Annotated in this window: 10 protein-coding genes and 1 other RNA gene; 3 read left to right on the top strand and 8 right to left on the bottom strand. The window is 32.2% G+C overall.

Going from position 1 to position 17,474, the window contains the following annotated elements:
* Positions 1–93: 93 nt before the first annotated feature.
* The 8 genes from ACM55H_RS16815 to ACM55H_RS16780 form a co-directional block, all read right to left on the bottom strand.
* Positions 94–996, bottom strand: coding sequence for a LamG domain-containing protein (locus tag ACM55H_RS16815; protein WP_416837612.1), 903 nt, complete (start codon positions 994–996; stop codon positions 94–96).
* An 18-nt stretch (positions 997–1,014) separates the two neighbouring features.
* Positions 1,015–2,469, bottom strand: a complete 1,455-nt coding sequence (locus ACM55H_RS16810; RefSeq protein WP_416837611.1) for a RagB/SusD family nutrient uptake outer membrane protein — start codon at positions 2,467–2,469, stop codon at positions 1,015–1,017.
* Positions 2,470–2,473: 4 nt separating this feature from the next.
* Complete coding sequence (locus ACM55H_RS16805) at positions 2,474–5,482, bottom strand: SusC/RagA family TonB-linked outer membrane protein (RefSeq protein ID WP_416837610.1); 3,009 nt, start codon at positions 5,480–5,482, stop codon at positions 2,474–2,476.
* Positions 5,483–5,724: 242 nt separating this feature from the next.
* A complete protein-coding gene (locus ACM55H_RS16800) occupies positions 5,725–8,469 on the bottom strand; it encodes a helix-turn-helix and ligand-binding sensor domain-containing protein (RefSeq protein WP_416837609.1) in 2,745 nt (914 codons plus the stop codon).
* A gap of 97 nt (positions 8,470–8,566) precedes the next feature.
* Positions 8,567–9,766: an acetate/propionate family kinase gene (locus tag ACM55H_RS16795; RefSeq protein WP_416837608.1), complete on the bottom strand. Its 1,200-nt coding sequence runs from the start codon at positions 9,764–9,766 to the stop codon at positions 8,567–8,569.
* Between the two features lies 1 nt (position 9,767).
* Complete coding sequence (gene pta / locus ACM55H_RS16790; protein ID WP_416837607.1) at positions 9,768–11,861, bottom strand: phosphate acetyltransferase; 2,094 nt, start codon at positions 11,859–11,861, stop codon at positions 9,768–9,770.
* A gap of 55 nt (positions 11,862–11,916) precedes the next feature.
* A complete protein-coding gene (gene corA / locus ACM55H_RS16785; protein WP_416837606.1) occupies positions 11,917–12,987 on the bottom strand; it encodes a magnesium/cobalt transporter CorA in 1,071 nt (356 codons plus the stop codon).
* A 231-nt stretch (positions 12,988–13,218) separates the two neighbouring features.
* Complete coding sequence (locus ACM55H_RS16780; protein ID WP_416837605.1) at positions 13,219–14,421, bottom strand: NAD(P)-dependent oxidoreductase; 1,203 nt, start codon at positions 14,419–14,421, stop codon at positions 13,219–13,221.
* Between the two features lie 239 nt (positions 14,422–14,660).
* Here ACM55H_RS16780 and ACM55H_RS16775 point away from each other — a divergent pair, with 239 nt between their 5' ends.
* The 3 genes from ACM55H_RS16775 to ACM55H_RS16765 all read left to right on the top strand — a co-directional run bounded on the left by ACM55H_RS16775 (position 14,661) and on the right by ACM55H_RS16765 (position 17,400).
* Complete coding sequence (locus ACM55H_RS16775) at positions 14,661–15,878, top strand: serine hydrolase domain-containing protein (RefSeq protein ID WP_416837604.1); 1,218 nt, start codon at positions 14,661–14,663, stop codon at positions 15,876–15,878.
* A gap of 75 nt (positions 15,879–15,953) precedes the next feature.
* Positions 15,954–16,350: a transfer-messenger RNA gene (ssrA, locus tag ACM55H_RS16770) on the top strand.
* A 246-nt stretch (positions 16,351–16,596) separates the two neighbouring features.
* Positions 16,597–17,400, top strand: a complete 804-nt coding sequence (locus ACM55H_RS16765; protein WP_416837603.1) for a phage integrase SAM-like domain and Arm DNA-binding domain-containing protein — start codon at positions 16,597–16,599, stop codon at positions 17,398–17,400.
* The last annotated feature ends 74 nt before the right edge of the window (positions 17,401–17,474 follow it).

The following is a 17,474-nucleotide window of genomic DNA, read 5'->3' as shown; positions in this document are numbered from 1 at the left end:
ATAAACCGTTTTTCATCTTTATAAAAATAATAGGATTAATAACTAAAAAAATACACACCTAGTTTTATCCAAACTAGGTGTGTCAATAAATCTTTATCTGTTATCTTTTTCTAATTTATATAAAGCAACAACTTCATTGTCAGAAAGTGCTGCGTTATAAATTCTAAACTCATCCATTAGACCTGTATAATTCAACATCCAACCATCTGCAGCACCCCAAGGAGCACCTAAATGTTGTTGATATCCACCAATAATAAATTTAGAAACATTAGAATTAGCCAGTTCGCCATAACCAACTCCACCAGTAAGTGGATCACTAGCATATCGTTTTGCTATTGAAGCAGGCAAATCAAGCTTTTTTCCATCAATGTACATACTGTAAGTAGAACTCGTTCCACTATACGTCCATACTACATGTTTCCATGTTCCAAACATATTTGCTAAAACATTAGCACCACTATGCTCTATAAACTGACCTGACCAAGCAATACTGGGTGTCACATCTTTTTGAATATGATTTTTCATTAACATCGTTTCTGCTGGACCTGTACCTTCAATCAATGAAAAAATATTACCCCAAAAATCTGTAGTTTTTGGTAACATAAATAAAGATTGTGCTCCACCAGTGTGTGGATTGGTATTAATCCACATAGAAACTGTAATGCTTTTTACATCTACCAAAGAACTTGCTACTGTACTATAAGTGATAAAAGAATTTGAAGAGCCTTGATAAGCCTGCCCTTTTATTCCATTACCATACGTTACATTTGTTCCAACTCCACCTGTTATTGCATTTTTTGAATCTGAAATAGTATTCTCAAAACTGAATTTAGCAATCAAACTATTGGCAGCAACATCATCTGAGTTATCATACCCTCCAATTGACTCATAAGGAATCGGGCTGTTTACTTTATCTATACTATCCTCATTACAGCTCACAAAAAATTGAGAAGCCAGAACAGAAGCAAATAAGAAAATATATTTATTTTTTTTCATTTTTACTGTTTTTAAAAATTAATAACCAGGATTTTGTGCTGACAATCCGTTTGATTGCGTAATGAATGCTTGAGGCAATGGAAACAATTCATGTTTACCTGCAACAAATGTTTTTCCATCAATAGCAAATGCAGCAACCGCTTGACCTGTACGTACTAAATCAAAAAATCTATCGTGTTCGAATGCCATTTCAACTCTTCTTTCTTTCCAGATTGCTGTTCTAACATCTGCTTGAGATACAGCAGTTGTATTTCCTAATCCAGCTCTTGCTCTGATTTGATTCAACAAAGGAATAGCCGCTGTAGTTTGATTCAATTCGTTTAATGCTTCGGCTTTCATTAGTATTACTTCAGCATATCTCAAATATTTAATATTCACATCAGTTTCCCAAGCATCTGTAAAAGCAGAAGAATACGCTTTATAATTATATCTCGGATTTTCAACTGTTGTTGGTACTACTCTACCATCGTATAAAGTGGTACCAGCAAAAATGATAGTTGCATTTTTTCGAACATCACCAGTTTCATAAGCATTTACTAAACTTTGAGAAGGTGTATTGAAACCCCATCCCCATCCACCGGCACCACGAGCACCTTGTGTATTAGAATATCCTGAGATTCCTTTAGCAGGAACTGAACCTGTACCTTGAATTTCAAAAATAGATTCGGCATCATTCTCCCCTGCTAATCTAAACATAGAAGCATAATTTGGAACAATAGAATATCCGGTGATCAAATTACAATTGTCTACTACTTTCTGCCAGTTTTTTTGGTATAAATTTACTTTTGCCAATAATGCATAAGCAGCTCCTTTTGAAGCTCTACCTTTTTCAGCAGCAGCATATTCTGATTTGTTTGGTAATGCTGTAATAGCATCAGCCAAATCACTTTCGATAAAAGCATAAACTTCAGCACTTGTTTTGCGTGTTAATTGCATGATTCTATCTTCATCAGAAGATGGATTTGGCAAATGATCTACAATTGGTACACCTCCGTACGCTTTTACCAAAGTAAAATACATAAAAGCTCTTAAAAATTTAGCTTCTCCTAATAATCTGGCTCTTAAACTAGGATTAGCTTGGTCTAATTGCGGGATAATACTTAATGCTTGATTGCATCTGTTAATCCCTTCATAATTAGCCTCAAAAATTTCACTTGTTGATGGAGTTGAAGCATTATAGGTTAAAGCATCCATTAAATCTTTATCTGAACCCGTATCTCCAGGAGAAGATCCTTTGTCAGCATCATCAGAGGCAATGCTAGACAATCCAATCCAAGAAAATGAAGTCATATTCCAATCTAAAAATTTACTATAGATTGCTGTTACAAAAGTAGCCGCTCCTTCATCATTATTGAATAATGCAATATCTTTCGTAGAAATAGATTCTGTTTGATCTACATCTAAATAATCGCTTGAGCATCCTGAAACAAAGTATGCGGATAGCACAAACAGTGATATATATATCTTTTTCATTGTATTAAAATTTTAAATTAGCACCAATAACGAATGATCTTAATGTTGGGTATGCATCCAACTCAATACCTTGAGTTCCATAAGGATCGCCATTACCATTTAATTCTGGAGAAAAACCAGAGAATTTTTGAGTAATAAATGGATTTATTGCATTTACATATACTCTGCAAGAATTCAGGAATTCTCCTTTTAATGGAATTTTGTATCCAAGAGTAATATTATTGATTCTAAAGAAATCACCAGATTCTAAATAATAAGTAGAAGCTACCGGAACTAAATTAAATGGTCCAGGATTTGCAGCTGTAGTATTATTTGCAGTCCAGAAATTAGTAGCCAACGATTCTTCTATATTTTCTCCGCTAAAGCGTTGTGCTTTTTTACCATTGTACACTTTTGCTCCAGAAGTACCGTATCCATCTACAGATAAATCAAAGTTTTTATAGTTCAACCCTAAAGTAACACCGTAGGTAGAAGTTGGTAATATAGAACCTACATATTTTTTATCTTTATTTTCATCTAAAGCGTCTTGAGTTACTTTGGCTCCAGCTGCAGTATAATACAACATTTTACCATTTGCAGCATCAAAACCAGCATAATCATACATATAAAAACTACCTAATGGTCTCCCTATAGAAGTATTGTCTAATAATTTTGTCCACTGCCCGTTTCCTAAATCTCCTCCATGAATTGGAGCAAGCGTAGCATCTTTTAAACCTGTCAATTTATTTTTGTTGCTAGAAAAATTACCTCCTACCCAGTAACTCAAATTGTCAGTCAGTTTATCATCCCAACGTAAAGCAACTTCATATCCTTTATTGGATACTTTTCCAACATGGGCTGGTGAGGAATTACTTATTCCAGAAGTCATATAAGGTTTTGTATTTAAAATAACATTTGTTGTTGTTTTATCATACACATCAAATGATCCTTTTAATCTGTTGTTCAATAATTCAAAATCGATACCACCAGAGGTTTCTTCGGTAATTTCCCATGATAAACTTGGGTCAACCTGAGAATTAATAGTAGTTCCTTCATTCAATATAGAACCGCCTAAATAATAACTAAGACCCGAAGAATAAGCTTGATTATTAAGTGGTACATTTTGATTTCCTAGTCTACCCCATCCTCCTCTTAATTTCAATAAGTTGATTCCTTTCATGTTAGCCATGAAGTCCTCTTTAGTAACAATCCAACCTAAACCAAAAGCAGGAAACGTTCCCCAACGATAGTCTTTACCAAAATTAGAAGAACCATCACGTCTGATTGTACCTGTCAATAAATACCTGTCCATTAATTTATATTGGAAACGACCAAAATAAGACGCTATTTTATTTTCATTGAAAACTTCATCTTTATAATTAGTAACTGTTCCTACATAATCAACGCCAGCCAATGACCAATAATTAGCATTTGCATTTACATTTTTTCTGGCAATTGTTAGTTGCTCTCTGGCTCCTTTTACAGAAGTTTCAATACCTCCCGTTATTTCAATATCATGAATATCACCAAATACTTTATTATAAGTAATGTAATTTGATAAATTCCAATTAAAATATTGGTTTCTTCCTTTTGTCAATAAGTTATTATTCTTATCCGCAGGATAAATAATTGAAGCTAATTGACCTGGATTATTATTCGATTGCCAAATGGCTCTAGTATCTTCAAAATTGTAATTTTTCCAAGAATAATATTCACCGTTAAACTGAGAAGTGAATTTTAATGATTTTACAATTTCATAATCTAATTTCAAACCACCTTGTAGTGTTATACTTCTTTGTTGCTCATTAAAATAGTCTAATTGAGCAACTGGATTACCAACGTTGTTAAAAGAAGAACCTGTTGTTCCTGCAAAACCATCGTTTCCTACATAAGATATTCCATATTGACCATTAGAAAAACGAACTGGAACTATTGGCGATTGTTTGTAAGCATTAGTAAAAGCGCTCAAAGGTTTCGGGCTTGAATTAGTAGAACCGAAACTGAAGTTTTGATTCAAAGTCAATTTTTTAGAAATTTTGAACTCATTGTTATTTCTAAAAGTGGTACGACTATAATCTAAACCATTAAGAATTGCTTTTTCTTGGTAATTTCCTAAACTGAAAAAATATTTTATATTTTCTGTTGAACCAGAAACCGAGGCGTTATTTTGAACATACGATCCTGTTCTTGTAATAGCATCAAACCAATCCGTATTAACCGGTTGATCTTGTGAAAAAGTAGTGGTTTGCAAAGCTGCATTCGAATAATGAGAATATTTATTACTTCCCGCCATTTTTACTTTTTTCAAAGGCTCTCTAAAACCAGCATAGCTTTCGAACTCAACAGAAACCTTATCACCTTTTCCTTTTTTGGTTGTAATAATGATTACACCATTTGCAGCTCTAGTACCATATATAGCAAGAGAAGATGCATCTTTTAATATTTCATACGATGTAATATCGTTCGTATTGATATTATTGATGTTTTCTGTAGGCATTCCATCTACAATATACAAAGGAGTTCTTCCTCCCAAAGCTGTACCCAAACCTCTAATAACTACAGAAGGTGTACTTCCAGGCAAATCAGAAGAAATTACTTGAACCCCCGCAGCTTTACCTTGTATCGCTTGTGAAGCATTCAAAACTTTGGTTTTAGATATTTCCTCTGCTTTCAATGAAGTAATAGCAGTGGTATTATCAATCTTTTTTCTAGTTCCATATCCTATGACAACCACTTCTTTTAATTCGGTGTCTTTAGATTCTTTTAAAGTGATATTCATAGTTTCTGAAGTAACCTTTATAGATAAAGCATCAAAACCTACCATACTTATTTTTAATACCTCACCTATTTTGGCATTGATATTAAAATTACCGTCAAAATCAGTATCAGCTGAAGTTTTAGAATCGGCAGCAACAATCATTGCAGCAGGAATTCCAATTCCATTCTTATCCAATACTTTTCCCTTAATTACTTGACCAGACATATATGCCGGAAGCAGAATGAGTGCTAAAAAGCTAAAAATAAAATTTCTCATATATTAATAATTTGTTAAAGTTAGTGGGGCCAAATTAGATAATTACAACGTTATAGTACCCATAATGGAGTTACTACATGAATACATCAAAACATTGAAAAACGATAAAAAAACTATATTTTACAGTAGCTAAGAAGGGCAAAGAGAAACCACACTACATCCATATGATGTAGTAATGATGTATTGTAATTTCGTAAAAAAATGATTAAAATAATATAGTATCTATAATAATACAACTTATTTTATATGGTTAATAAAAATTTAGAAAGATTTTCTTCTTGAGTAAGATTTAATTTCTTTCTTAATCGATAACGATGCAGTTCAACTCCTCTGAAAGAAATGTTCATCATTGGAGCAATTTCTTTGGAGGAAAGATTCATTTTTAAGTAAATGCAAAGCTTAATATCCTTTGAAGTAAGGTTTGGATATTTTTTAGAAAGGTGAATTATAAACTCATTATGAATTTGATTCAAATTTGTTTCAAATGTTTCCCATTCATGCTTGTTAACCGCATTGATTTTTATAGCTTTTTTTATCTCACTTTTTAGTTTGTTGAAATCGGTTTCAGAGTCTAAAATTCCTTGGATATTCTCTATCATTTCACTTTGCTTGGCAATAGAAAGTGATTTACCCGCAACTTCTGATGATTTAGATTGCAATTCCAATTCAAGAATATGTTTTTCATATTCCTGAACATTCAACTCATTTTCGGCTTTTAATTCCATTTCCAGAATTTTCTTTTGATGCTTTAATTCTTCTTCCTGTAATTTCAGTTTCTGAATATATTTCATCTTATTCCATTTATAATAAAGGTATAATATCAACCCAATAACAATCAGGTAAACCAAAATCATCCAAAAAGAAAAATACCATGCCTTTGCTACGATAAATTGAAAACTGGAAACTTTATTATAATACAATCCATCGTTACCATAAATAGTCACCTCATGAGAACCACTAATGAGGTTATTCAAAATAATCAATCCTTCATTTATAGGAATGAATTCTTTGGTACCATTAATTTTATAAAACAAATCTGGTTTTGTGGCTCCATAAATTCCAGATATCACATGTATTCTAAGCTCTGAATTATGCTTAATTTTTGATGTATTTTCTACTAAAACACCATCATTGAAAGCTTCAATCTTTATATTAGTTGTTTGCTTGTTTTTGGATTTTAATTGAAGTGATATAAAACCATCATCTAGATTTAACAGATAACTGTCATTATTTTTAAATACTTTTAAATTATCATTAATGATTTTTCCTTTATAATATTTCTCCTGAATGCTATTTTTAATAAATTGATTATCATTAGCATAAACATGATATAAAAGTCCTCCTTGAAGTACCATAAAGTTATTTTCATCAATGGTAACAATATCTGAGACGTTTTTAAAATTGGTATTAAACAATTCATTTCCTTCTAACTGATTGGTGATTGAATTATAGGTGTACCAAGATTTATTGATTAAAAAAAGGATTTCGTTTCTGAACTCAAATATTTTCACACCAAAATCATTACTTATTTTACTGCGTTGTGTAACATTATCAACACTTATAGTTTCATATGCGTCATTATAAAGAATTCGATACAAACCTCTGTTATTATCAGCTGCCCATATTTCATTTTTCCTGTTTTGCGCAACATATTTTATGGGTTTCAGAATTTTTTTAATAACAATATTTTGCTTCAAATTAGTAACATCATTATAAATGATTACACCACTATATGTTGCTTGCAAATAGGAATTATTAATGCCGCTTTTTGCCAAATTCCAACCGCCATTAATAGTACTTAATTTATAGAATAATCCGTTGTCATAAATAAAAGTTCCTTCGTTGTGGCCTATAAGGTATTTATTATTTATTTTACTGATATTCCAAGCTTGGCCTTGTGTATTTGGAATCAATGAAAGTTGCTTGTCTTCATATTTAAATACACCATGATTGGAAGCCATTAAATAGCCTTTTGGAGTACTTGCAACAGAATAAACAGAGCCTAAAATTCCTGAACTGTCATAAAAAATAGAAATGGGTGAATTGACTTCAATATGAGCAATCCCGTTATCCAATCCTAACCATAAATCATTCTCTTTGTCCTGACCAATACTTAAAATAGAATTGTTCATCAAGACGTTATTTCTATTGATGTTTTTATAAGAACCATCATTCAAATCTAGAACATAAACCCCTTTATTTGCTGTACCTATTACCAGTTTATTGTTTTTTATAAACTGAGCAACATTGACGTTTGCAGTTTTCAAAATGTCATTTAATGGATTTCCCCAAGGAATCAAAGTACCTTTTTCTAGAACATAAACACCATTTTTTTTAGTAAAAAAATACGTTTTATCTTGGTATTTTTGAATGGCATGAATAACATTATTTTCTAAAACAGTCCATTCCTTTACTTTTTCTACATGCCCATTATTCATTTTATAAATTCCTTTCTCAACTGAAGCAACTAGCAATTCATTGTCAACTGGGAAGCAATAGGAAATCAAAAAATCAAATTTATTTTCTTTAATCACTTTTCCATCATACAGAAAAAGTCCATTAAAAGACTGAAAGTAAATTTTGTTATTAAACTTAAATATCTTCCAAATTTCTTCATTGTTCTTTTCATCAAAAACCTTATTGCCTTTGGAAATCGAAACATAATGCATCTTTCCTTCTTTTCGAAACCAATACCCAAATTCTTTATAAGAACCCGAATAAATTTTGTCTCCATCAACCATTATAGAGCGAATGATTGTTTTGTTAGGCAATGTATATTTCTCCCATTTTACACCATCATATCGCAACAAATAATAATTATTTGCAAAGTACATAGCATCATCATTTCCTTGTGCTACGTTCCAAATCTGGTTATCGCCCTGATAATTAGACTTGCTGTAATTTTCGACAAAAGGAAGTAACTCTTGAGAATAAAGTTGGAATGAAAAAAAATATAATAGGATTATGAATGTAATTCTTGCTTTCAAAATGTGGCGTTTTATGTCCAAATATAAACAGATTTCTTAAATAAAAAGTATAAAAAAAGCTTCCCTGATGAGAAGCTTTTATAGAAAAGGACGTTTTTTAGTTGGTCAATAATTCAAATACCTGATTTGCAATTTCAATTTCTTCATTAGTTGGAATAACCAATATTTTAGTTTTCGAATCAGGAGTACTAATTTCTCGAATTTCCTTCGAACGAATTTCATTTTTGGAATCGTCTAATTCAATTCCGAAATAATCCATATCCGTACAGACTAATTTTCGAATATAAGAAGAATTCTCTCCGATTCCTGCCGTAAAAACAATCGCGTCAAGTCCGTTTAAAACCGCAGTGTAAGAACCAATATATTTTTTAATTCGATAGGCATTCATAGCTAAAGCCAACTGACAATCAATATTTCCGTTCTCCGCATTTGCTTCAATATCTCTCAAATCACTATAACCGGTGAGACCTAGCATTCCGCTTTGTTTTTGTAGCATCGTATTCACAGCTTCAAGCGAATATCCTAATGAATTAACCAGATAAAAAATCACTGATTGATCCACGTCTCCGCTTCGGGTTCCCATAATCAAGCCATTCATTGGACCAAATCCTAATGTATGATCGATACTTTTTCCATCTTTTATAGCGGTCATACTACATCCATTTCCTAAATGTATCGTAATAATTTTCGAGCCTTTATTTATAGAATTTTGTTTCAAATAATGAATCGCATTCTCCGAAACGTATTTGTGACTCGTTCCATGGAAACCATATACCCGTATTTTATTTTCTGTCAAAAGGTAATTTGGCAACGCATATTTGTGTGCCACGACAGGAATCGTTTGATGAAAAGCCGTATCAAAAACAGCCACTTGTTTTGCCGAATTGAAAATTTCCTCGGCCACATTTATCCCTTCTAAATTCGCTGGATTATGCAAAGGTGCTAAATCAAAAAGCTGCCTGATTTTATCTTTTACCTCACTGGTAATGACTACTGTATTCGAAAAAGCACTGCCGCCATGCACCACACGATGCCCGACAGCTTCAATCTCATCTGTACTTTTAATCACGCCAACTGTCTCATTCATCAGTAATTTGGCAATTTTTTCCAAACCAATTTTATGGTTTGCAATAGGCAACGTTTCCTCTAATTTAGTGTTATTGGTTACATAACTTAGATTTGAAGTTTCCAATCCTATTCTGTCAATCATCCCCGAACAAATTACTTCATTAGCTGGCATATTGATTAATTGGTATTTTATGGATGAACTCCCCGAGTTTATAATTACTATTTTCATTTTATAATCCTTGTGCTTGAATCGCTGTAATCACGACTGTATTTATAATATCATCTACTGTACAACCTCGGCTTAAATCATTTACTGGTTTGTTTAATCCTTGTAACATCGGACCAATTGCCAATGCTCCAGTTTCTCTTTGCACCGCTTTATAGGTGTTATTCCCCGTGTTTAAATCCGGAAAAATCAAAACACTGGCTTGTCCTGCCACTTCTGAATTTGGCATTTTACTTTTCCCAACAGCCATATCGACTGCAGCATCATATTGAATAGGACCTTCAATTTTTAAATCGGGGCGTTTTTTCCTAACTATTTCAGTTGCAGTCCTTACTTTATCGACTTCATCTCCTTTTCCAGAAGAACCAGATGAATAGGAAAGCATAGCAATTTTTGGTTCAATACCAAAAGCTAAACTGGAATCAGCTGAGGAAATGGCTATTTCTGCCAATTGTTCCGCAGTAGGATTTGGATTGATGGCACAATCCCCAAAAATAGAAACCCGGTCTTCCAGACACATGAAAAATATTGAGGAAACCACCGATGAATTTGGTTTCGTTTTAATGAATTGCAAAGCCGGTAAAATGGTATGTTGTGTAGTATGTGCCGCTCCGGAAACCATTCCGTCTGCATCGCCTTTATACACCATCATTGTTCCAAAATACGAAACATCTTCCATTAAATCTTTCGCCATTCCTAAAGTTACGTTTTTTGCTTTTCGCAACTCATAATAGGTATTTACATAATCCTCATAATGTTCGGATTCTATTGGGTTAATAATTTTAATTTTAGAAAAATCAAAATCCAATCCCAGTTCCGAAACTTTACTTTCTATTTGCTTTTTGTTTCCAATAATCGAAATATCAACCACATCCATCGCTAATAATCGCGAAGCTGCAATAATAATTCTTTCATCATTTCCTTCGGGTAAAACAATGTGTTTTCTATGTTTTCGAGCTCTTTTTACCAAATTGTATTGGAACATTTTTGGTGTCATTCCTTCCGCTTCAAAAGTAATTAGCTTTTCAGCCAAATTATCCAAGTCCACATACTTTTCGAAAGTGTTTATGGAAGTTTCAATCTTCTGTTTATTATTCGCGTAAATTTTGGATTTAATGGAGCCTATTTTATTGGTAATATAATACGTCCCTTCCTCTACTGCAAAAATGGGAACAACGGGAGAAAGTCCTTCAATTAATTTTAGAATACTCTGTTCAGGCAATATATTTCCCGTAAGCAGTATTCCTGAAATTGTTGGATAATTCACTGATTCATTAGCCTGAAGCGCGCCAAGAATAATATCAGCTCTATCTCCTGGAGTTATCACGAGACTATTTTCTTTCAAATGCAATAAATAATTACAAAGTTGCATCGCTCCCACGCTAAAATTACCCGTTTGATTGTTTAAATAGGCGGCGCCAAATAGCACTTTAGCATCTAATTTGTTTACAATTTCCTGAATTGTGGGATTATTTAAATTAGAAATTAAAGGAATTGAATTAACCAATATGCTTTCTGGCAGGCTTTTTTTCAAACCAGTAGTTACCAATTCAATGTTTTCTGGTTGTACTTTATTGGCGATTACAGCCAAAACTTCCACTTCTTTTACTTTGAATGAATCATAAGCAAGATAAAGGCTATCAATTAATTCTTCTAATGTTTTCCCTACTCCGGAGCCCACAATAATAGTTGGAATCCCTAAATTTTTGGCAATCAAAACATTCATATCCAATTCGATAACAGTTCCTTCTCCCGTAAAACTGGTTCCTTCAACTAAAACAAAATCGAAACGTTCTTCTAATTTCTTATATTTTTCAATAATTAAATCGAGAACCTCCCCTATTTTTCCTTTGTTCTTCTTTTTGATTAATTTACTTTTTGTAATGGCAAAAGCATCCTCAAATTGAATATCCAGTCCAAAATGACCAATCACCGTTTCAATGTGATTGTCAAATCCACCTTCTTCAAAATCTTCTACAATGGGTCTAAAATAGCCAACTTTGGCAGTCTTGCCAATAAGCATACTCATCAACCCTAAAGTTATAATAGACTTGCCGCTATTTTGTTCGCTTGTTGCTATATATATGGCCTTATTCATCTTTTTATTTTTATATTTAATTCCAATATTAATTGGATCTACAGCATTTTAATTCTTAAAACCAACGGCGTTTTTTAAAGTAAAAAATCATTCCAATTACGATTAAAATCATAATTCCGATGATTGTATAGTACCCATTACGATAATGCAATTCAGGCATAAACTCAAAATTCATTCCGTAAACTCCAACAATAAATGTAAGTGGAATAAATATGGCTGATACAATGGTCAGGGTTTTCATAATCTCATTCATCTTGTGCGTTTGTGCCGAAAAAAAGAAATTAGAAGCGCTTTCCAGTGAACCCATATCGGATTCAATTTGTTCTAAAAGCTCTAAACTCTTTTGATGCAATCGTGCAAAAAAGCTAAAATTTTCCATTTCCATTGCATTAAATACATTATCGTCTTTGATGCTTTTTATATCATACAAAGAATCCCGCAGCGGAATAATGGAACGTTTCAGAAAATTGAAATTATCACGATGCTTTTCTATTCTTTCCAGAATTATTGGATCCGCACTTTTCTTAGAAAGGTTAATCAATTCTTCAACTTTATCTTCTTCATTTTCAATGGTAACATAAAAATTCTCCATGATAGCGTCCAAAAGTATGTACAACAAATAATCTACTTTTTTTGTTCTAACAATTCCCGAATGTGTACGAATTCGCTCCCGAATATGGGTGAAGAAATCACTACGTTTCTCCTGAAATGAAATCAAAATACCATCTTTTATCAGAAAACTAATTTGCTCTACGCTAATATTATCTGAATCGCCAGCTGGTAAAAGTGATTTTATATTAAAAAATAAAATCTCAGATAGCTCCTCCAGTTTTGTTCTCCTAGTCGTATTTAAAATATCGGCAAGCATGAAATTGTCTATTTCAAAATAATTCCCAATTGATTTTATTAATTCAATATTATTTAAACCATGAATATTCAGCCAATTCGTTTTTTGAGTATTGATGTATTTATCCAAATCCGAAACTTTAAAATCTTCAAATTCTATCAAATCAAAATTATCATACACAAACAACTGCATTTCTGACTCATGGCTTCTATGAATCCCTGTATATTCTAGATTATAAGGTTGTAGTTTCCTGCCTTTCTTATATTTAATTTTTCTCATTCCAACTCATTTATATAGTAATATTACGAAAAACTTTCACAAAAATATTGGTTCTCCTTGGTTTTAATATTTCTAAAAATAAAACTCTCTTTTTTATTTATTATTTTGAAAAAACAAAGATAAGCCGAAATAATAATCCTAATTATGAGATTAATCATGTTTCATTTATAAAATTCTACAAAAAAACCGAGCTATCACTAACTCGGTTTATTAATTTAAAAATTATATTTTTTATTTACCATCAACATAATCCTGTAAATAACTGAATCTTGGAGTCAATTTTCCTTTTTCGGTAATTTTGGCTCTTTGTAAAATCCCATCTTTATCTCCATTAAAGAATGCTGGAATTACATGCTCCATAAACATTTCGCCAAAGCCTTCACTGGCATCCTTTGGCAATTCACAAGGTAAATTATCCACAGCCATAACTACAATTGCTGCAGGATGAAAAACATCAACTTCTTTGTTTTCACTTGGCCAGTATCCGTATAAAGGCTCTGCAATTGTTGATGATTTCAAAGTACATGCTATTGGACCATTGACATCACAAGAAATATCTGCAACAACTTTTATTTTACAATCTTTCGACTGAAGCATTTCGGACGTAAGAATTACCGGAGCTTCATTGGCATGAAAATGTCCTGTAATATAGATGTCTGAAACTTTAGTAAACCGTTCAAAATTGGACACATACTCTTGTGGGTTTTTATAAAAATCAGTAAAATCCAGTACTTGTCCGTCTTTACGTTTATTATACTCTAAAACATCAATTTGAGTGTAAACGGGTTGTGCATAGTTCTTTGTCAAATAGTTTTCGACAGAAACTTCCTTTACTTTAATAGCATCCAAAATTTCTTTAGCGCCATTACCCACTTTACCGGTGCCAGTAATTACAAATTTTAAAGGAGGTAATACCAGTCTTTTTAAATGTGCAATCAAGGCTTCTTTTCCTGAAAGTGTTTCTGCTTTTGGTAATTTGAATAATTCGAATTTTATTCCAAAAGCACGGATACTATTATAAGTCCCTACAATTCCCGCATATTTCCCAAAACCAATTAATCTGCGATTATGAGAATCTACTATGGTTTCATGATCGTATAAATCAATATTTTTTTCTAAAATTGCTTGTAATAATTTTCTATTATAAGGCTGTTTTTTAATCGTATGCGAAAAAAAGAAATAGGCTTTATTAGGAATTAAATCTTCCACGGGAACTTCTTTCACACCAAATAAAACATCACAATCGCTAATGTCATTTGTAACTTCGATTCCTGAATTTTTATATTGTTCATCAGTAAAAACTCGAATATCGGAGCTTTCTACTTTTATAGAAGCACCTTGATACAATTGTTTTACTCTTGCTAATTCATCTGGAGAAAAAACAACTCTTCTATCTGGCGGGTTTTTTCTTTCTTTTATAATTCCGAACTTCATTTTTTATATTTTTATATCGATTTAATATAACTTTTTATGTATTATTTGTTACAAATATAACAATTTTAAACAAACTGACTTAATTTTTAAAATAAATTTACAAGTCTAAAACCAATTAAAAGCTGATGTCCAAAATGATACAAAACAGCAACTTCAAAACGTTGATAAAATAGTGTTAAGGTTTCGGAAAAAAGAGGAATCAAAAGAGATTGATTCTATATATTTGTCGTTCTAGTACAATGAAAATGATATTTATAAAAAAAGCAAATATACTACAATTACTCTTCCTACTATTCGTTTTGAGTTCTTGTACCAAAGAGAAAAAGAAAATAGAATTAAGTGATGCTCAACTCCCAAAGAGTACATTGCCTAAAATGAAACCTTTAACGAATGAAAGCCCTAAACTAACTGCTGCATATATTGATTCTAAAAGAAGATCAATCGAGGCTTTTTATAATAGAACTTGGCCCAATCATAGTGCAAATGGAAGTTTTCTTGTAGCCCAAAATGGACAAATTCTTTATGAAAATTATGAAGGTTATGCGAATTTCAGAGAGAAAAGATTAATAACAAGTACTACTCCACTCCATTTGGCCTCTGTGAGCAAAGTATTAACTGCAACTGCCGTGCTGAAGTTAATAAATGCAAAAAGAATAGATTTGGACCAAAAAGTTAATACCATTCTAAAAGAATTCCCTTTTCCTGATGTTACTATAAAAACGCTGCTAAACCATAGAAGTGGAATGCGTAATTATGCTTATTTTACAGATCGCGACAAAACGGTTTGGGACAGACATAACAGGTTAACCAATCAAGATATTTTAACTATTATGGCTACTAAAAATATTGGATTAGAATCTAAAACGGACACCCGATTTAGCTATTGCAATACTAACTATGCCATGTTGGCATTAATAATTGAAAAAATAACTAAGCTTTCTTATAAAGAAGCAATGAAGCAAATTATTTTCAAGCCACTGGGAATGAAAAATACTTTTGTTTTTGACTATGAAGAAGATAAAGATACCATTGCTCCATCTTATAAAGGGAATGGAGTTGAGATAGGCAAAGATTATTTGGATGCCGTTTATGGTGACAAAAATATTTATTCTACACCGCGAGATTTATTAAAATTTGACCGAGCTAGAAACTCTCCTGCTTTCTTATCCCCAAAACTGTTTAAACAAGTATTTACAGGTTATAGTAATGAACGCAAAGGAGAAAAAAATTATGGCCTTGGTATTCGAATGATCAATTGGGAAACCGGACAAAATTTCTATTTCCATAATGGTTGGTGGCATGGTAATACATCATCGTATGTCACTTTGCAAAAAGAAAAGGTCACTATAATTGCTTTGTCTAATAAATTTACAACAAGAACGTACAAAGTCAGAAAATTGGCTATGTTATTTGGGGATTATCCATTTCATCTGGACAAAGGTGAAAAAGAGGAATGATTTTTGTAATAGAGTTAAAAGTTTTGCAATAGTAATTCAGGTTTTAAATTGTATCTTTGCAAACTCAAAATAAAAGGGGTCGACTGGTTTTGACAGCAAGTCGAATTGAAAAGTAAGCACGTCGAGAACTGGGACAATTCTCGTTAATAAAAGGTTTCAAAACACATACACGGCGAAGGAAACTACGCTCTTGCTGCATAATCTGAATCATAGTAAGATTAGCCTCGTTCCTATCAGATAGGAAAGCAGGATTTACCTCGAAAGCTTTGGTTTATAGCGGTCGATAAAGGTGAATCGTAAATTTAAACCTAGATTTCCATGAGCTTCGGGTGGATTTCGAAATTAAGAAGATAAGTCTTGCGCGACTGTTTCTGGTCAAACGCAAGATCGAAAATCTAATCAGGAAATAAACGTGTAGAAAGCCTTTTAGTTGCTTGTTTGGACCCGGGTTCGATTCCCGGCGACTCCACTAATTCATTTTCAATTGAAACCAAAAGCCTGTAAATCTTATGATTTACAGGCTTTTTCGTTTTTATTAATTTCAAAAATCATCATTAAATCATAATCGGAAGGGTGCAAATTCGGGGACATAAATTAATTTGAAAAAATGTCCCCGATTTTCAGATTAGACCTTGTTTAATAAGGGGTTTGAATACTGAACATCTTGACAATAGAATATTTAAAGTCGAAATTTAATAACTTCAAAAGTCACCACATTATGAAAAACAAAATTGCAATACTTTTTTATACAAAAAGTTCTAGAGCATTAAAAAACGGTTTACTACCGATTTATTTAAGAATTACGATTGACGGAGTTCGAATTGAAATTAGTACATCAAAGTATGTTGAAAATTCAAAATGGTCAGTAGCAGCAGGCAAAATTAAAGGCAATTCAGAAGAAGCCCGTACAATTAATAGTTATCTAGATATTCTAAGAAACAAAGTTTATGAAACCGAAAAGTCAATGATTAACAACAATCAAGAAATTTTTGCCAGTAGTTTCAAAAACAAGTTTATGGGTGTTGAAGAAAAAAAAAGAATGTTGATTCCTATTTTTCAAGACCATAATAAAAGAATGGAGGCATTAATTGATAAAGAATATGCATCCAGTACCTCAAAACGATATGAAACTACACTAAAGCATATAGAAGATTTTATTAAACATACCTACTCACTTAAAGACATTCCTATAAAAGACATCAACTTAGCTTTTATCAATGATTTTGATTTTTACCTTCGAAGCGTAAGGAATTGCAATAATAACTCTACAATTAAGTATGTTAGAAATTTTGGAAAAATAATTAAGACGTGTTATGCAAATGAATGGATTGAAAGAAATCCTTTCCTTAATTTTAAAGGCAAAGTAAAAGAAGTGGAGAGAGGATTCCTCTCAAAAGAAGAAATCAATACAATTTACTTAAAAGAATTCTCTACTATTCGGTTAAATCAAGTTAAGGATGCTTTTATATTTTGCTGTTTCACTGCAAATTCCAGTGATATTGACCACCCAATTCCAATTTAAAGTGACCACCTGATTCCAATTCAAAATGACCACCTAATTCCGGAGCAAAATGACCACCTCCATTTTTCATTAAA

The sequence above is a fragment of the Flavobacterium cryoconiti genome (assembly GCF_048158645.1).
Taxonomy (GTDB): Bacteria; Bacteroidota; Bacteroidia; order Flavobacteriales; family Flavobacteriaceae; genus Flavobacterium; species Flavobacterium cryoconiti.
This window is presented reverse-complemented; position numbering and strand designations above follow the sequence as displayed.

Coding starts and splice junctions, on each gene's coding strand:
- corA (WP_416837606.1), bottom strand. CDS start 12,987: ATGAGAAAAATTAAATATAAGAAAGGCAGGAAACTACAACCTTATAAT.
- ACM55H_RS16795 (WP_416837608.1), bottom strand. CDS start 9,766: ATGAAAATAGTAATTATAAACTCGGGGAGTTCATCCATAAAATACCAA.
- ACM55H_RS16810 (WP_416837611.1), bottom strand. CDS start 2,469: ATGAAAAAGATATATATATCACTGTTTGTGCTATCCGCATACTTTGTT.
- ACM55H_RS16805 (WP_416837610.1), bottom strand. CDS start 5,482: ATGAGAAATTTTATTTTTAGCTTTTTAGCACTCATTCTGCTTCCGGCA.
- pta (WP_416837607.1), bottom strand. CDS start 11,861: ATGAATAAGGCCATATATATAGCAACAAGCGAACAAAATAGCGGCAAG.
- ACM55H_RS16765 (WP_416837603.1), top strand. CDS start 16,597: ATGAAAAACAAAATTGCAATACTTTTTTATACAAAAAGTTCTAGAGCA.
- ACM55H_RS16775 (WP_416837604.1), top strand. CDS start 14,661: ATGAAAATGATATTTATAAAAAAAGCAAATATACTACAATTACTCTTC.
- ACM55H_RS16780 (WP_416837605.1), bottom strand. CDS start 14,421: ATGAAGTTCGGAATTATAAAAGAAAGAAAAAACCCGCCAGATAGAAGA.
- ACM55H_RS16815 (WP_416837612.1), bottom strand. CDS start 996: ATGAAAAAAAATAAATATATTTTCTTATTTGCTTCTGTTCTGGCTTCT.